Raw genomic sequence first — 17,164 nt, 5'->3', positions numbered from 1 at the left:
TGTGAACAGGTCTGCTGATCGAGTGACCAGAGCGTCAGCGACGGGCGCGACGGCATCGCGGTCACTCGATCAGCAGGCTCGATCAGCGAGCTTGGTCGGCAACCACCGACGCCAACGCGGACACCGACTGCTGCCACAGCTCGGTGAGTCGCTCGGCCTCTGCAGCGGTGAGCAAGCTCTCGCCGTAGCGCCAGTTGGCGACGAGCTGCGGACCGCCTTCGGTGGCGCGCACCACGGCAACCACGTCGAGGGTGTATCGCAGGGGCAGATCGGGTTCCGGATCGGTAGGGAGCCGATCGTTGAGCTCGAGGTCGGTGATCGGCATCCAGGGCTGCCACAGAACGTCACCACTGCTGGAATCCCCACCACTGCGCGGATCAGCACCGTGCAGATCGAAGCGGCCCAGATAGTTGAATTCGATCTGTGGCTCGTGCGCACCGACCAGCTCGTGGGCACCGCGCACATACTTGAGGATGCCGAAATCGATTCCACTGCCGGGAATCATCGACAAGTCAGTCGCGACGTCGTCGAGCAGAAGGGTAGCGGCGGAGCGATCGGCGGCCGCCTCCGCAGGCCCCAGATCGTGTCCGGTGCCGAGCCGAACCGGATAGACGGTGGTGAACCACCCGAGGGTTCGGGTCGTGTCCACTGACGGGCCGGCAAGTTCGTCGTCGCGCCCGTGCCCTTCGAGCGCCACATAGGCACCCTGGGTCGGATCGGCGCCGCGCTCCCGCCGCCAGCCGGCGATCGTCAGGGCCAGTGCGGCCAGCAGGAATTCGCGCATGCCCATGCGTTTGTCCAGCGAGCCGAGAACGGTCCGGGTGATGTCGACGGGCGTCAGGGTGACCGCGGACCGCAACGACGACCAGGTGTCCTTGCGCGGGTCCGGCATTCGGGCGCCGATCGGGCCGTCGGGTTCGGACACCTGCGAGATCCAGTGGTCGAGTTGCGCCGACGCCTCCGGACGATCGGCGCGGGCACGAATCTCGGTGCACCAGTGCCGATAGTCGGTGCGCTCGGCGCCGATCGTCGGCGGTGTACCGGCGGCCAGAGCCGCACCGGCGCCGGCGAGGTCGTCGAAGATGATCTGCCAACTGACCGCGTCCACGGCCAGGTGATGGATCGCGAGCAGCAGGATGTCCTGGGCGCCCGGTCGGTTCAGTCGAACCGCGGCCAGCATCCGCCCCTCGTCGGGGTCGACGGCATCATTGGCGCATCGGGCGGCAGTGGTGATGCTCGCGGGCAGCTCAGCGCTCGGCATCGAGTTGAGAACAGTTGCGGCGTCAACGGTTCCCGCTTCACGGGTGACGACCCCCGCCGGCGTACGCGTGGCGCGCAACATGTCGTGGCCGTCGATGAGGGTCTGCAGGGCCGTCTGCAGGTCGCCCTCGGAGAGACCGTCCGGCAACGCGAACAGCACCGTCTGGGTGAATCGCCGATCGTTTCCGTACTCGTCGAGCCATTCCACGATGGGCAGGGCGGGCACGATGCCGGGACCGGCGCGAGTGGCGTCGGGTTCGTCGACGTACCGGTCGATCGCATCCGCGAGGTCTGCGACCGTGGGGTGCGCCAACACCATCCGCGGCGTCACGGTCAGCTCGTGCTCGCGCAGTGCGTGCACCGCCGCCATCGCGACGATGCTGTCGAGGCCGAGATCGAAGAAGTCCTCGTCGGCCGCCGGAGCACTCCCGAGCACCGCGCCGATCACCGACGACACCACACGACCGGTGGCGGTGAGATCGGCGGTGTCCGCGCCGGAACGCGCCTGCAGGGCCTGCGCCGCCGACTCGGCCAGGGCGCGGCTGTCCACCTTGCCGTTGCTGTTCATCGGCAGTATCGGAAGCGTCACGATCCGGGTGGGCACCATATGCGCGGGAAGCACCTCCGCCAACTCCAAACGCACCTGACGCGCATCGAGTTCGGCGCCGGCAGCGAATCCGACGAGCGCCGGACCGGCCGTCCGGTCGACCACCACCACAGCGGCCGCCCGAATCCCGGGCAGCCGCCGCAGCGCCGCCTCGATCTCGCCGGTCTCGATGCGGTAGCCGCGGATCTTCACCTGGTCGTCTCGGCGACCGACGAAGACGATGTCGCCGCGGTCGTTGCGGCGCACCAGATCTCCGGTGCGATACATCCGCTCTCCGGCGACGAACGGATCTGCGACGAAGCGCCCGGCGGTCATCGCCGACCTGCCCACGTAACCGCGGGTGACCTGCGCACCAGAGAGATACAGCTCCCCGGCGATCCCGGTGGGCACCTGACGCAGACGGGAGTCGAGGATGTAGGCGGCCATCCGGTCGGTGGGTGAACCGATCGTGGGTTCCGGGGAATCCGGTATGCGGGCGACCACCGCCTCGACCGTGGTCTCCGTCGGGCCGTAACAGTTGTGTGCGGTGGTGGCCGGCAGCGCACTCAGCTGTTGCCAGAGCGCGGGTCCGATCGCCTCGCCACCGAGTGCCAGCACGGACAGATGGGCGTGTCCGACGCCCTCGTCGCCGACCAGCCCGGCCGCAGCGAGCTGACCGAACATGGATGGAGTGGTGTCGATCATGTCGATCGCGCGGTGTGTGAGGCCGGCGACCAGCCGGTCGGCGTCACGCATCTCGTCCTCCCCGAACAGGTGGACGGCGTGCCCGTCGAGCAGCGCCGCCAGCGGCTGCCATGACGCGTCGAAACTGAACGTCCAGGCATGGGCCACGCGAAGCGGGCGGCCGAGTCGCTGCTGTGCCGGGGCAAGCATGTGGTCGCGATGGTCGCGGCAGTAGCTCACCAGTGCGGCATGGGTTCCGATGACGCCCTTGGGTTCTCCGGTCGAACCCGAGGTGAAGATGACGTATGCGCTACTTTCGCGACATAGCGCGGGGGGTGCGATCTCAGCGGGACGGGCGGCGATCCGCTCCGCCGTCGCCGCATCGTCGAGGGTTACCGCGGCAACCCTGCCATCGGTCTGGAACCGCGGAAGATTGGCCAGATCGGTCACGACGACCCGCGCGCCGGATTGCGCCAGCATGTTGGCCATCCGCTGATCGGGCAGTGCGACATCGACCGGGACGTATGCTCCGCCGGCATGCATCGTGGCCAGGATGGTGATGACCGAATCCGCCGATCGAGGCAGCGCGATCGCGACCACCGACTCTGGTCCAATGCCCAGGTCGCGGAGTTCACCGGCGAGCCGGGCGGAACGCGCGGCGAGCTCAGCGTAGCCGAAGGTCTGCGTCGCATCGACAAGCGCGGGCGCCTCCGGTGTCCGGCGGGCCTGATCGAGGAACGCCGCGATCACCGACGGTGCGAGGTCTACGGCTTCGGCCTGCCGCATGGAGGTCCGTTCGATCAGTGCGCGCTCGGCCGACAGCAGGACGTCGAGAGCATCTGCGGGACCATCACCCGCCGCGGGCAGCTGTTCGAGCACCCGCAGGAGCCGTTGCGCCACGTCGGTGGGCCGCAGATCGCCGAGTGCTCCGTCGATCGTCTCGGTGATGATGACGAGTTCGCCGTCGAGCAGGTAGGCGACCACGGTGAGCGGGTAGTGCGCCAGGCTCTCCATGGCGAGCGGCAGAAAGCGGGTGCCGTCCGGGGCGGTGACCGGTTCGGTGGCCGCGCCGATCGGGGCATTCTCGAATACGAAGAGCGTGTCGAAGAGCGCCACATGCCCCGAGGCCCGCTGAATGTCGGACAGTCCCAGGTAGCCGTGGTCGCGCATGGTGCTCGACGCGCGTTGCAGCGCACGGCAATGCTCGACGACCGTGTTCTGCCCGTCGGACGTCGCCAGGCTGACGCGCGACGGGACGGTGTTGATGAACAGTCCGATCATCTCGTCGGCGCCGGCGAGCCCTTGCGGCCGGCCGGAGATGGTGGTGCCGAAGACCACGTCGTCGCGGTCGGTGAGTCGTCCGAGCACGGTTGCCCACGCGTACTGGACAGCGGTGTTGACAGTCAGGCCCGCCGACCGGGCCCAGGCGACCAGACGTTCGGTGCCGGCGACCGGCAGCCGGTGGCGGGTGCGGACGGGTTCGGTGACCGACGCTCCCGGCTCGCCGAGCATCAACGGTTCGACACCGGCCAGATGGTCCACCCACTGCGCCCGTGCGACATCGGTGTCCTGGGCGGCCAGCCATGCGATGTAGTTGCGATACGGCCGCACTGGCGGCAACGTCACGGTGGATGCGCCGGCGGCGTAGATGGTCAGCAGCTCCTGGAAGAAGAGCGCGATCGACCACCCGTCCATCAGGATGTGGTGGGCGGTGACCAGGAGTCGCCACCGGCCTTCGAGGTCGACCAGTTTCACTCGGATGGCCGGCCCGCGGCGCAGGTCGAATCGGCGCGCACGTTCGGCGGTGGCCAACTCGTCGAATTGTGCGGCGGATGCCCGGACCTCTTCCCACGGCACCTCCACCCGGCTGGGGACGATCTGTACCGGCTTGGGAAGGTCCTTGTCCCACAGTGAGACACGCAGGTTGGGATGCCGTTCGATGACGCGGTCGACCGAGTTGTGCAGCTGTGCGGCGTCGAGCGGTCCACTGATCTCGACGACGAACTGCATGGAATAGACGTCGAACCCGTCGCCGGCCATCTCCGACAGGGTGAACAGCCCCTCCTGCAGCGGGCTGAGTGCCAGGACGTCCTCGATCTCGGGAGCTGCGGTCACTGGTGCGACTTCCACGCCGCCCCGAGCGACTGCAGCATGTCATCGCTGAGGCCCGATGCGCTCATCGGGGCGGCGTCGGCCTGACCCTGTTCGTCGGAGTGCTCATCGAGCGGCCGGGATCGTTCCTCGTCGACGGCGGCGGCGAGTTCGGCGATCGAATAGTGGTCGAAGATCTGCTGCGGTGCCAGCGGAAGGCCCTCCGCCGCTGCGCGAGCCGACCACTGGATCGAGATGACACTGTCTCCGCCGACGGCGAAGAAGTTGTCGTCGCGGCCGAGTCCGTCGATGCCGAGAAGATCGGACAGGATCGCGATCAGGCGTTCCTCGGTCGGGGTCTGCGCCCCGCCGCCGGCCGCTGCCGCCATCGCCATCACCACTGGCGTCGGCGCGGAGTCGAACGGATCGGTGAATCGCGATCCCGGTGCCAGCGCGGCCAGCGACTCTCCGAGCGAGGTTCCCGCGCCGGCGTCGGTCGCCACCCACTCACGCACCGATCCCAGATCGGTCGAGCCGGTGTGCTGCAACGCCGCCAGCGTCCGCGGCGCGGCGTGGACGCGGTGCGGACGGTGGCGGGTGATGATCGCGGCGAGTTCGGCGGGGTCCTCCCCGTGCATGTCGGCGGTGACCACTCCGGGCAGCGGCGGTACGACGATGGCATCCACAGCAGTGTCGGCGTCGGTGGCGAAAGCGGCGAGCATGGCGCCCAGAGCCGCCGCGATTCCGTCGATCGTGCTCTGCTCATAGAGATCTGCACTGCCCACGACACGCCCGTCGAGCCCACCGTCGGCGTTGACCGCGAGGATCACGTTGAGATCCAGGAAGGACGTGTCCTGCTCCACCGGCAGCAGCGCGATGGTCGACCCGGCGTCGTCCAGTGGGCGGCCGGCCGTGTTCTGGTCGCGGTCCCGGAAGTGGATCATGCTCTGGAACAGCGGGTTGCGCGATCGCGTGCGCCGCGGGTTCAGGGCTTCCACGAGTCGCTCGATCGGTACGTCCTGGTGGGCGAAGGCGTCCAGAACGGTGTCGCGGCATCGGCGGACGAGGTCACGGACGGTGGGGCTGCCGTCGGTGCGCGTGCGCAGCGCGACCATGTTGGCGAAGAGACCGACGACTCGTTCGGTACCAGGGTCGACACGTCCCGCGACGGGGGTTCCTATCGCGATGTCGTCACCGCCACCGAGTCGGCTCCACAAGGCCGTGAGCGCGGCGGTGACCATCATGAATTCGGTGGCACCGCAATCGTCGGCGACGCGCCGCAAGCGCCGGTGCGTCTCCGCCGGCACGGTGAGATCGGCGAGCACACCGACCTTGCCGAGCGCGGATGGCCGCGGGTGGTCGGTGGCCACGGTGATCTCGTCGGGCTGCCCGTCGAGCACCGAACGCCAGCGCTCGATCTGCCGTCGCCCGAATGCTGCTGCCGCGTCCGCACTTCCCATGCTGTCGGGGTCGTCGGTATCCGACGATCCCGTGACCGGGGCGCTGGGACGGTCGATCCCCACCGGGAACACCTGGTGTTGCCAGAGTGCGTAATCGGTGTAGGTCAACTCCGATGAGATCCCGTGCCCAGGCGACAGCGCGGGCACAGCCCCGGCAGCGCGCGCCCGGTAGGCCGTGATCAGGTCGTCGATCAGCACGTCGGTGGACCAGTGGTCGATCACCATGTGATGCACGACCAGCGACAGCGTGTGGCGGATGTCGTTCTCGCGCAACAGGGTGGCGTTCAGCAGCGGCCCCTCGGCGAGATCGAAGACGTGGTCGCGGGCGCGTGCCAGGTGCTCGGTGGTCGCGCCGGGGTCGTCGACGTCGACGATCGGCACATCGACATGTGCCGCGTCGGTGATGCGCGCGGTCGGTAGGCCGTCGCGCTCGACGAAGGTGGTGCGCAATGCCGAATGGTGGCCCACCACATCGGTGAGCGCCACACGCAGTGCGGTGGTGTCGATCGGACCGTCGAGGCGCATCGCGAGCGGGATGTTGCCCGCCGCCCCGGGGCCTTCGAAGCGATGTTGGAACCACATCGCCAGCTGCGAGAAGGACAGCGGGAGCGGCTCCGGCGCGTCGACGTGACGCAACGGCGGACGTGCCGGCGCCGACGGCGTGGCCGGAGCAGCAATGCCGTCCAGGGTGTCCGCATCGTCGAAGTCGCCGAGGTCGTCCAGGTCACCCAGCTCATCGAGGTCGATGCCGAACTCGTCGCGCACTGCCGCATTCACCGCCGCTGCCAGGCCGGCAACGGTCGGATTGTCCAGCGGCAGTCGCACATCCACGTCGATGCCGAACTCGGTGGTCAGCGTGGTGACCAGTCGCGCGGCCAGCAGCGAGTGGCCGCCGAGATCGAAGAAGGACGATCCCGCCGAGATGTCGTCGGAACCGAACAGTTCCCCGTACACCGCCGCGATCCGCTTCTCGGTCGGCGTCTGCGGTGCACGGTCGTCGCGGGGGCGCGCACTGATGATCGGCAGGGCATCGCGATCGAGCTTGCCGTGCGTCGTCAGCGGGACCTCATCGATGACGGCCACAGCCGACGGCACCATGTAATCCGGAAGCCGGATGCGCGCGTGGGACAACACGGCGTCCAAGTCGAGGTCCGCCCCGACGTGAGCCGCCGGGATGACATAGGCGAGCAGACGCGCACCGGCGTCATCGGAGTCGACCACAACCAGTGCGTGCGCGACGTCGGGATGGTCGGCCAGACCGGCCTCCACTTCGCCGAGCTCGATGCGAAAACCGCGCACCTTGACCTGTTCGTCGGCGCGGCCGACGAATTCCAGGTCGCCGTCGGTATTGCGGCGCGCAAGGTCGCCGGTGCGGTAGAGCCGACCGCCAGGGGTGAACGGATCGGCGATGAACCGGGTCGCGGTCAGCGTCGGACGTCCAAGGTATCCGCGCGCCAGTTGCGGTCCGCCCAAATAGATTTCGCCCACCATGCCGTCGGGAAGCAACTGCAATCCCGGATCGAGCAGATAGGCGGTCACGTTGGTGTTGGGCGTGCCGATCGGGACCACTGCGTTGCCCTGCGGAGTGGTGATCGGATAGTGCGTGGCTGCGACGACCGCCTCGGTGGGGCCGTAGTTGTTCGACAGCGCTGCGTCGAAGGCTGTGGTGAAGGCGTCGGCGACCTCACCGGGGAACGCTTCGCCGCCGACCGGGACGGTGCGCAGCATCGTCCACTGTTTGACCTCCGGCACCATCAGCAGCGTCGACAGCAGGGTCGGCACCATGTGCATCACGGTGACGCGCTGCCGCACCAGCAGGTCGGCCATGTAGGCGATGTCGTGCACTGCACCGGGTTTGGGCACCACCAGGGTCGCACCCATGGCCAGTGTGCAGAAGATCTCGAACATCGACGCGTCGAAGCTCACCGAGGAGGTCTGCACCAGGCGGTCGTCGGCATCGAGCACCTCGCCGGCTCCGAATCCGTTGAGGTGATCGGCGATGGCGTCGTGGGCCACCGCAACACCTTTCGGCGTCCCGGTGGATCCGGAGGTGTAGATCACGTAGGCGAGGTTCGTCGGCCGCAGCGGTTCGCGCCGGTCGGCATCGGTGGGAGCGGCGGCGGAGGGGAACTCGGTTCCGGCTGCCGCTTCGGCCTCGACGGCGGCAAGTGAGTCCGCATCGAGCACCAGGCGGGGCCCGGCGTCGGAGATGAGGAAGTCGGCCCGATCGGCCGGATAGTCGGGGTCGATGGGCAGGTAGGCGGCACCCGATTTGAGGACGGCGAGCGCGGCGACCACGAACCCGACCGAGGCACCGAGACGGAGCCCGATCAGGTCGTCGGGACCGGCCCCCGAGCTGATCAGCCAATGCGCCAGCCGGTTCGATCTCTCGTCGAGAGCCCGGTAGCTGAGGGTGATGTCGTCGGAGACGACGGCCTCGTGATCTGGCCGCGCAGCGACCGCGGCGGCGAACAGGTCCACGACGGTGCTCGCCGCAACCGGCGCCTGATGCCCTGCGGAGGCGGCGAGGACCCGATCGCGGGTCGCGGGGGCCAGCAGGTCGTGGTCACGGATCGCCCGGTGCGGCTCGTCGAGCATGCGTTCGAGCAACAGGAGGTAGCCGTCGGCGATGTCGGCGGCCAGGGTGTCGCCGAAACGGTCGGTGTCGTATTCGAGCTCCAGCGACGGCTGATCGTCGGTCACGATGCTGAATTCGAGCGGGAGCTGCCCGTTCGGTGTGCTCAGACCGTCGAGTGGCTCGCTGGTGACGTCGCGCAGGGCAAATCCGTGCGCGTCGCCGCGCGCGCTGAGACTGATCTCGACGAGCCGTTCCAGACCGTCGCCTCCGGCGGAGCGTTGCGGGTTGAGCGCGCCGACGACGGCGTCGATCGGTGCGGTCTGGTGGGCGAGGCCGTCCACCAGTCGTTGTCCCGCGGACGCGACGAGCTGGGCGAAGGTGTCGTCGCCGGCCGGCCGGGTCCGGGTGAGCAGCGTGTTGCCGAAATAGCCGATGAGCGCGGCGGCGTGCGCAGGCCGATGAGTGACCGGCACCGCGATGGTGAAGTCGGTGGCCCCGGTGAGCCGATGGATCAGCGCGTCAAGGGCGGCGGCGTGGACGGTGAACGGGCTGACCGCCGCCGCACGGGCGGCGTTGTCGACCTTGGCCCGCAGTGCCTCGGTCAGGGGGCGGGTGAGCAGCGCGCTCTGCCGTTTCCCGGCCCTGCTCGAGAGACTCGCGGGCAGGCCGACCGGTTCGGGAATGGGCGTGAGCTGGGCTCGCCAGTACTCGAGGTCGGCTGCGACGGTGGCGGAATCGGCCCCGGGCAGGTCGACGTACTGCCGCGGGAGTGGCTCCGGCCCACCGGTTTCCCCCGTGCTGTCGCCAACTGCGTTGTAGGCCTGGTTGACCTCGGCGAACAACACCGGCCACGACTCGTCGTCCCAGCAGATGTGGTGCACGGTCAACAACAGGACGTGGTCGTCGACACCGGCCGCGACCAGTAGTACTCGGATCGGCGGCTCGGCGGTCAGATCGAACGGTGTGCCGAACTCACGCTGGGCGAGCACTTTCAGTCGCCGATCGCGACGCGCACCGGTCAGGTCGCCGACGTCGTCGGTGCGCCACGAAATCGTGGCGGCGGTGTGGTGGCGCGCGAGGGGTTCGCCGTCGTCACCGAGTTCGTAGGTGGTGCGCAGGATCTCGTGCCGCTCCACCACCGAGGTGAACGCTGCGCGCAGCCGCTGGGCATCGAGCGGACCGACAAGCCGATGGGCCACCCCGACATTGAGACTGGTGTCGGCGCTGTCGCGGTGCGACACGAACCAGAGCCTGCGTTGTGCGGCCGCCAATGGACTGGTCGCACCGTCCGGGCGCGCCGCGATCAGGGTGTCCGCACCGGCGCCGGACAGCCCGCCGGCCGCCAGGCGCTGACGGAGCAGTTCTTTTCTGCGCTGGGTGAGGTCGTCGCTCATCGTGTTCAGAGGCTGCAGGGGATCTGTGCGTAGGAACCGATGTCACAGATGGAGCGGTTCGACAGCTTCCACTGACCGTCCTGCCAGACCCAGTACACCGGCATCGTCGCCGGCTGGTAGCCCGGGGACTTCAGTTCGAGCGTCGCCTTGGCGGTGTTGCCGGTCACGGTGACCGGTCCGACCACGTTGTAGGAGAAACCGAGCGGCTTGAATCGCTGCAGCAGCAGCACGATCGGCTGCGCCTGATTCACCGCACGCTGGCCACCCTCCAATCGCTTCGCCTTCTGGGCGTTGGAGCCGCCGCCGACCAGAACGTCGAGGTCGTTCTGCAGCTGGCCGACGGTGGGCGTCGCCCGCGATGCGGTGGTCGCCTGGGTGGTCTGCTCGGTGGTCGGCTGGGTCGTCTGCGGTGCGGCAGCCTCCGGCACCGTGCCCGGCGCCAGCCCCCCACCGGATGCGCCGCCACCGGTCGGCAGGTCGGCGCTGCTGCCTTCACCGGGCGGGCCGAGCACCTCGCCCTTCGGGCCGGCCGCGATCGACGGATTCGCCGGAGCGGCTGCCGGCGGCGCGGACGAGGCGGGTGCACCCGCGGTGGGCGCCTGCTGCGGCATCTGCCCCTGCGCGGATCCGAGGTTGACCACGGTGGGCTGTGCGGACGAGGCCGACGTGCCCTGCCCGACGTCGGAGAGCAGCAATCCCACCACACCGATCGTCACGATCAACGCGGAGACGATCGCCGAGACACCACCGGCCACCAACACCGTGGGCCAACTGACGCCGGACGACCCGCCGACCGGGGTATCGGCCGGGGTGTCGGCCTCGTCGGCGGAGGTGTCGGCGGCGACGGCCTCGCCCCGTTCCGGCGCGGCCGAATAGGCCGGTGCACCGATCGGTCCGGTCTCGGTGTTGTCGTACTCGCTCGACATGGGCTCGCTCCCCTCACTGGGCCCGTGGTCTTTCATTAGCCTCACCTTACTTCATCGCCACTACGGGCTGTCAGCACCCATCAGCGCGATGACCTCCCGCAACGTCGCGCCGCCGAGAATCGCCTCGATCGGCAGGTCCTGTGCAAGCGTGGCCTGCACCCGCTTGCGAAGGTCGAGGGCCTGCAACGAGTCCAGGCCGAGCGCGACGAGGGGTAGATCGGGGTCGAGATCCAGGTCGCCCGCCGACAATCCCATCGCGGCCGCGAGTTCGGTGCGCAGCAGCTGGGCACGGTCGGTGTCGGGACCTGCGGCGCCGTGGGCAGCGGGCTCGGCAGGTGGCACCGGCGCCGATGCCGCGTCGGCCACTGCAGAACCAACGCCCGGGTGTGCCCGGTCATCACGGGAGGCAGAGCCCTGCGATGCCGACGCGTCGCAGACAGCAGCGTTGTGTGCCGCCGCGACAGATGCCGACGCCATGGCAGCGTCGTCGATCTCGGCCAGGATCTGCGGGGTTCCCAGCACCGCCAGGAGATCGCGCAACTCGGCCCAATCGGCGGCGAGGACGATGCTGTCGGCGGATCGATCCGCGAGTCCCGCCGCGATCGCGGCCCCCGGAGCCATCGGGACGACCCCCGTACCCTGCACGCGGGCGACGCCCTCGGCGTCGAGCGGCCCCTGGACGCGCCACAACCCCCACTGCACCGATGCCGCCGCGATCCCGTCGGCCCGTAGTTCGGCCGCGGTGACATCGACCATTCGGTTGGCCATGGCGTAGAGCGCCTGATCCCGCCCACCGAGCGTCGCGGCCAGCGACGAGCACAGCAACACACCGAACTCGTCGGCACGCGTAATCGCCCGGACGACGTTGCGGACCCCGCCGACCTTGGACCGGATCGCGACGCCGATGTCCTCGGCGGAGATGGTGTCCATCGGCCCCGCCACATAGTCGAGGGCTGCATGCAGGACCAACCCGACCGGTTCGGGCAGCCGGGACGCCAACTCGTCGATCGCGGCCTCGTCACCGATGTCGCAGGTGACGACGTCGATCGCGGCGTGGTGGCGTCGACGCATTGCGTCGATCCGGCGCCGCACCTCGGTGGTGCCGCCCGATCGGCTGACCAGAGTGATGCGGTCGGCGCCGCCGGACGCGAAGTACTCGCAGAATTCCAGCCCGAGCTTGCCGGTGCCGCCGGTGATCAGCACGTGCGGGGTGTCGGGCCGCACGGGTGTGGCGGCCGTCTGGTCGGGTGTGGTCGGGATCAGCCGTTTCACGAAGAGTTCGCTTCCCCGCACGGCGATCTCCGGTTCCGCTGCCACATGCAATGCGGACACCACGGCGGCTGCTCGTCCGTCGGCGAGTGCGGTATCCCCCTCGGTGCCGAGGTCGAGGTGCCGGAAACGGGTGGTGGGGTACTCGGTGGCGGCGCAGCGCAGTGCGGAACTGATCGAAGCCTGAACCAGATCCACGGTGGGACTGTTTGTTTCGACAGCATTCGCCGTCGTGGTTCGGTCCACGAACTCACCGTCGACGGTCAGCCACCAGAACTGCTCCGGGAGTGGTCCCGAACCGGGCCGCCATCGTCCGTCGGCGAGGACCGCCGCCAGGTGGTCGGCGGCGGCGTCGGGTTTGGTGCCGGGCATCCCGGTCAACAGCAGCACGGTGTCGTGGTCGGCTACGCCATGCTGTTCGCCAATCGTCGATCCAGCGGGGTCGATCAGGGTGGCCACGGCCCCCTGATCTGGTGCCGCTGCGCATATCTCGGCAGCGAGGTCGGCGCATTGTCCGGTGGGATCGAGAACGGCGATCCTTCTCGGCGCCTGCAGCTTACGGCGCTTGAGCGGAAGCCACCCGACCTGCATCCGATGGACGGTGCGACCGACCTGGCGGGCTGCCCAGTCCGGCGCATTGACGTCGTCGCCGAGTCCGGATTCGCGATCGGCCCACAGGTGGACACGCCGCATCGCCGTGTTGGGGAACCCCTCCAACGGGGGATGTGGCGCAGCGTGCGCACCGGCATCGGTCAGGGCGTCCCACCGGAATCCGGTGTCCGCGACGGCCACCGCAGCGACGTTGCGGGTGAATTCTGCCAGGCCGTCGGCATCTCGACGCGATGTGCCGATGATCTGCCGAGGTCCGGTGCTCGCATCGCCGATGCCGGCCACGGTCTCGCCGATCGCGAGCAGCAAGGTCGGGTGTTCGGACATCTCGACAAAGAGGTCGGCGCCGTGGGTGAGGGCGGCGTCGCTGATCGCCTTGTCGAATCGCACCCGGTTGCGTAGGTTCCAGAACCAGTAGTCGCCCAGCGACATCGAGTCGTCGACGGCGCCGCCGAGGGTCGCTCCGACGCACGGCAGGCTGCCGGCCAACATCGACTCGTGCTCCAGGTAGGTGCCGAGGGCATCGAGAAAGGCGGGCTGATACTCGCTGACCACGCTGGTGTGCGCCGGGTATTCGACGCGGATCTCTTTAGCGAATTTGCCCTGGGCGGTCAGTGATTCCACCATCTCGAGCACCGTGTCCCGCTTGCCCGAGATACACAGGATGTGCGCGGAGTTGACCACCGACAGCTGCGCCCAGCCCGAGTGGCGGGCCAACATGTCCTCGCATTCCTCGACGTCGATGCCGACGACGGCCATGGTGTGCCCGCGTGGGGAGAGCTCGTGCACGAGTCGGGCCCGGATGGTCACGATCGTCAGCGCGTCTGAGAGGGTCATCGCACCGCTGCGGTACGCCGCCGCGATCTCGCCCTGCGAATGTCCGACGGTGAGTGCGGGCGTCACGCCGGCGGCATCCCACATCGCGGTGAGCCCCACCATCTGCATGAACAGGGCGGGTTGGATCACCCGGACGTCGGTGGCGGCCGGATCGTCGTCCGCGAGCTCACCGAGGACGTAGTCGCGCGGGGACGTCCCGAACAGCCGCATCGACTGCGTGTGGCATTCCTGTATCGCACGCCGATACGGTTCGGAGAGTATGTGATAGCCGCGTCCCATCCCGGGCCGTTGACTGCCCTGGCCGGGGAAGGTGTACGCGACCCGGCGGGCGGTGGCCGCGCCGGTCCCGCGAATCACGTCGGGATGTGCCCGGCCGTCGGCGAGGGCACTCAACGCGTCGGCGAGCTGATGCGGGTCGGTGGCCAGGACGAGCGCACGATGCCGGCGGGCCGGCCGAGTGCGCAGCAGCTGATCGGCGACGGCGGTCACCGGAACCGTCGGATGGGTCCGGACGTAGTCGCGCAGCGCTGCCGCCTCGGCCGCGACGAGTTCGGATGCATCCGAGCTCACCAGCACCGGGACCCGTCCGTCGGGCATCCTCGGGCCCACGGACGGCACTGTCACGGTGGATGTTTCGGACATGGTCTGCTCAGACAAGTGCTGCCTCACTCTCCGCGACCGGCATCGAGACGATGGCGTGGGCGTTGGTTCCCGACACCCCGAAACTCGAGACCGCGGCGTAGCGTCGATCGCCGCGTGGCTCCCATGGTTGCGTGGTCGTCGACAGGCGTAGCGCGCCGCGGCCCCAATCGATGGCGTCGGTGGGATCGTCGGCGTACAGGCTCGGGACGGTCATGCCGTGCCGGCCACACTGCAGCACCTTGATGAGCCCGAGGATTCCGGCCGCAGCCTGCGCATGTCCCGCATTGGATTTGACCGAACCGAGCAGGACCGGGCGCTCGGCGGACCGGGCGGCACCGTAGGTGTTCTGCAGCGCTTCGAGTTCCATCGGGTCGCCGAGTGGGGTGCCGGTGCCGTGGCCTTCGATCAGGTCGATGTCGGCCGGGCACACCCCCGCCGCCGCGATGGTGCGCTCGACCAGTTGCTGCTGGGCCCGCGCGTTGGGCACCACGATCGGTCCGCCGCCACCGTTGTGATTGACCCGGGTGCCGAGCACGGTGCCGTAGATGCGGTGCCCGAGCCGGCGCGCACGGCCTTCTGGTTCGACGACCACCACGCCGGCGCCCTCACCCCACAACGTGCCGGTCGCGGCGGCGCTGTAGGAACGGCAGTGCCCGTCGGTGGCGAGGCCGTTGTTCTTCGCGAATTCGAAGAAGGCGCCAGGCGAACCCATCACGCACACCCCGCCGGCCAGCGCCCACTCGCACTCCCCCGAACGGACGGCGTTGGCTGCGAGGTGGAGCGCGGTCAACGACGAGGCGCAGGCGGTGTCGACTGTCATCGACGGACCGGTCGTGCCGAGGACATGGGAGATCCGGCCCGCGACCGCCCCCAGCGCGGTACCGGCGATGCGGTGCCCGGAGTACTCGTTGACGGCGGCCGCGCGTGGCCCGTATTCGGCGATCGACGCGCCCATGTAGACGCCGACCTCCTGTTCGCGCAATGCGGCTGGGTTGATCCCGGTGTTCTCCAACGCCCGCCAGGCCACCCGCATCGCGACGCGTTGCTGCGGGTCCATGGCGACGGCCTCTCGGGGACTCACACCGAAGAACAGCGGGTCGAAGTCGGCTGCGCCGCTCAGGAATCCACCGGCGTCGGAGACCTCGCCCCAACCGTCGAGGGCACCGAGGGCGAGCACCTGGTCGACCGGCCAATCGCGGTCCCGCGGGAACGGCTCGATGAGTTCCACACCGTCCGCGAGCGCTGCGAAGTACTCCTCGGGTGTCTCGATGCCGCCCGGGGCCTCCACCGCCATGCCGGCGATGACGACGGGTTCGGCGGTGTTCATCGGTGGCCCACCCGGTGTACGGCTGCGTCGCGGGTCTCGACGAGCACCTCGAGGATCTCCGCGTCGTTGGCGTCGAGGTAGAAGTGCCCGCCGTCGAGCACGCTGACCGTGACATCGTCGGCGTGCTGGGTCCAGCTGTGCAGGTCGTGTGGACGGATCACCGGGTCGTCGGCGCCGCCGAGCACCGTGATCGGCGCAGCGATGCGGGCGTCGGTGGTCGCACTATAGGCGTCGAATGCCTGGTAGTCGGACCGGAGTACCGGCAATGCCATCCGCATGACGGCATCGCTGCCCATCACCGCTCCGCCGGTTCCCTCCAGCGCCGAGAGGTGTGCCATCAGTCCGTCGTCGTCGGTCGGGTGCGGCGGGAGATCGGCGACCTTGCTCGGTGCGGTGGCCGCCGACACCACAAGTCCCGCGATCGGCACCGCGGAAACCTCGGCGCGACGAACAAATTCGAACGCGACGATGGCCCCGAGGCTGTGTCCGAAGACGGTCAGCGGGTGCGAATGCGCGTCGGGGCGAGCGAGATATGCCGCATGGGCCTCGTCGGCCAGATCGGTGAGCGTGCTGGCTGCCGGTTCCCGCATCCGGTCCTGCCGTCCCGGATACTGCATGATCAGCACGGTGAACTCACGGCTGAACAGTTCCGACAGCGCTCGGTAGGCCGATGCGCCCGCGCCGGCATGGGGGAAGACGAGCAGCGGTGGCAGGCCGGGCCGGAGCGGTTGGTGGAACTGCCGCAGCGCGCCAAGGGCGGGGCGGGCGGTGCCGGACTGGTTCTGCGTCATATCAACTTCCTGTGTGGGTTAGCCTGGCCAGCATGTCCACTCGAGAACGAACGGAGCCGACCGCGATGGAGTCCGCCGATGCCGGATCGTCCGATGAGTACCGCATCGGACGCGAGATCACCGATGTCGGAGAGGATGTGGTCGCCGCGGGTCCGCCGGTGGTACCGGAGATGACCGGCCGGTTGCGGTTGCGGGCGGTGGATCCGACCGGCGGTGATCCGGCGATGTTGGCGTCCTGGTTCACGCGACCGCATCTGGCGGAGACCTGGGAGCAGGAGTGGCCGGAATCGAGGTGGCGGGCCGATTCGGCATACCGCCTCGCGGGCGATTACTCGCGTCCGCTGATCATCACGATGGACGGCATCGAGGTCGGGTATCTGGACTTGTACCGTCCGGCGCGCGACGAGATCGCGCGGCTGTATCCGGCCGACCCGCACGACATGGGCTTCCACATCGCGACCGCCGACCCGGCGCTCCTCGGGCAGGGTGTGATCTCGGCGTGGCTCGCCGACCTGGCGCAGGCCATCTTCCAGACCGAGCCGCGTTGCCGCCGTGTCGTTCTGGACCCTGCTGCCGGGAACGCGCCCATCCGCCGTGCCCTGACCAAGCACGGCTGGATCGATGTGGGCGAATTCGATGTCCGACCAGATCGGCGGATCGCCATGCACATCCTGGGCCGGACCCCGGATGACGTGCCGCAGTTGTAGTCC

General features: G+C 69.0%; 7 protein-coding genes. 1 reads left to right on the top strand and 6 read right to left on the bottom strand.

The window, feature by feature from the left end; genetic code table 11:
- Positions 1-82: 82 nt before the first annotated feature.
- Genes NWF22_RS13300 through NWF22_RS13275 form a run of 6 tightly spaced genes read right to left on the bottom strand, consistent with a single transcriptional unit; the run spans position 83 to position 16,454 of the window.
- Positions 83-4,645, bottom strand: coding sequence for a non-ribosomal peptide synthetase (locus NWF22_RS13300; RefSeq protein ID WP_160902130.1), 4,563 nt, complete (start codon positions 4,643-4,645; stop codon positions 83-85).
- Positions 4,642-10,053 carry a non-ribosomal peptide synthetase gene (locus tag NWF22_RS13295; protein ID WP_160902129.1) on the bottom strand — a complete coding sequence of 1,804 codons (5,412 nt, stop codon included), beginning with the start codon at positions 10,051-10,053 and terminating at the stop codon, positions 4,642-4,644. The genes NWF22_RS13300 and NWF22_RS13295 overlap by 4 nt, the downstream gene beginning before the upstream one ends.
- 5 nt (positions 10,054-10,058) lie before the next feature.
- Positions 10,059-10,979 (bottom strand): MTB12 C-terminal domain-containing protein, encoded by a 921-nt coding sequence (locus NWF22_RS13290; RefSeq protein WP_160902128.1) that lies wholly within the window; start codon positions 10,977-10,979, stop codon positions 10,059-10,061.
- Positions 10,980-11,039: 60 nt separating this feature from the next.
- Positions 11,040-14,318, bottom strand: coding sequence for a nocobactin polyketide synthase NbtC (gene nbtC / locus NWF22_RS13285; RefSeq protein ID WP_258321135.1), 3,279 nt, complete (start codon positions 14,316-14,318; stop codon positions 11,040-11,042).
- Positions 14,319-14,343: 25 nt separating this feature from the next.
- Positions 14,344-15,663 carry a beta-ketoacyl [acyl carrier protein] synthase domain-containing protein gene (locus tag NWF22_RS13280; protein WP_160902126.1) on the bottom strand — a complete coding sequence of 440 codons (1,320 nt, stop codon included), beginning with the start codon at positions 15,661-15,663 and terminating at the stop codon, positions 14,344-14,346.
- Positions 15,660-16,454 (bottom strand): thioesterase II family protein, encoded by a 795-nt coding sequence (locus tag NWF22_RS13275; RefSeq protein ID WP_160902125.1) that lies wholly within the window; start codon positions 16,452-16,454, stop codon positions 15,660-15,662. The genes NWF22_RS13280 and NWF22_RS13275 overlap by 4 nt, the downstream gene beginning before the upstream one ends.
- A 65-nt stretch (positions 16,455-16,519) precedes the next feature.
- On the opposite strand from NWF22_RS13275, the gene NWF22_RS13270 reads away from it, so the two are divergent.
- Complete coding sequence (locus NWF22_RS13270) at positions 16,520-17,161, top strand: GNAT family N-acetyltransferase (RefSeq protein ID WP_160902220.1); 642 nt, start codon at positions 16,520-16,522, stop codon at positions 17,159-17,161.
- Positions 17,162-17,164: the final 3 nt, after the last annotated feature.

Source organism: Gordonia mangrovi, from assembly GCF_024734075.1.
In the GTDB taxonomy this organism is placed as follows: Bacteria; Actinomycetota; Actinomycetes; order Mycobacteriales; family Mycobacteriaceae; genus Gordonia; species Gordonia mangrovi.
Note: the sequence above shows the minus strand (reverse complement) of the source record. Positions and strands in the feature narration are given on the sequence as shown.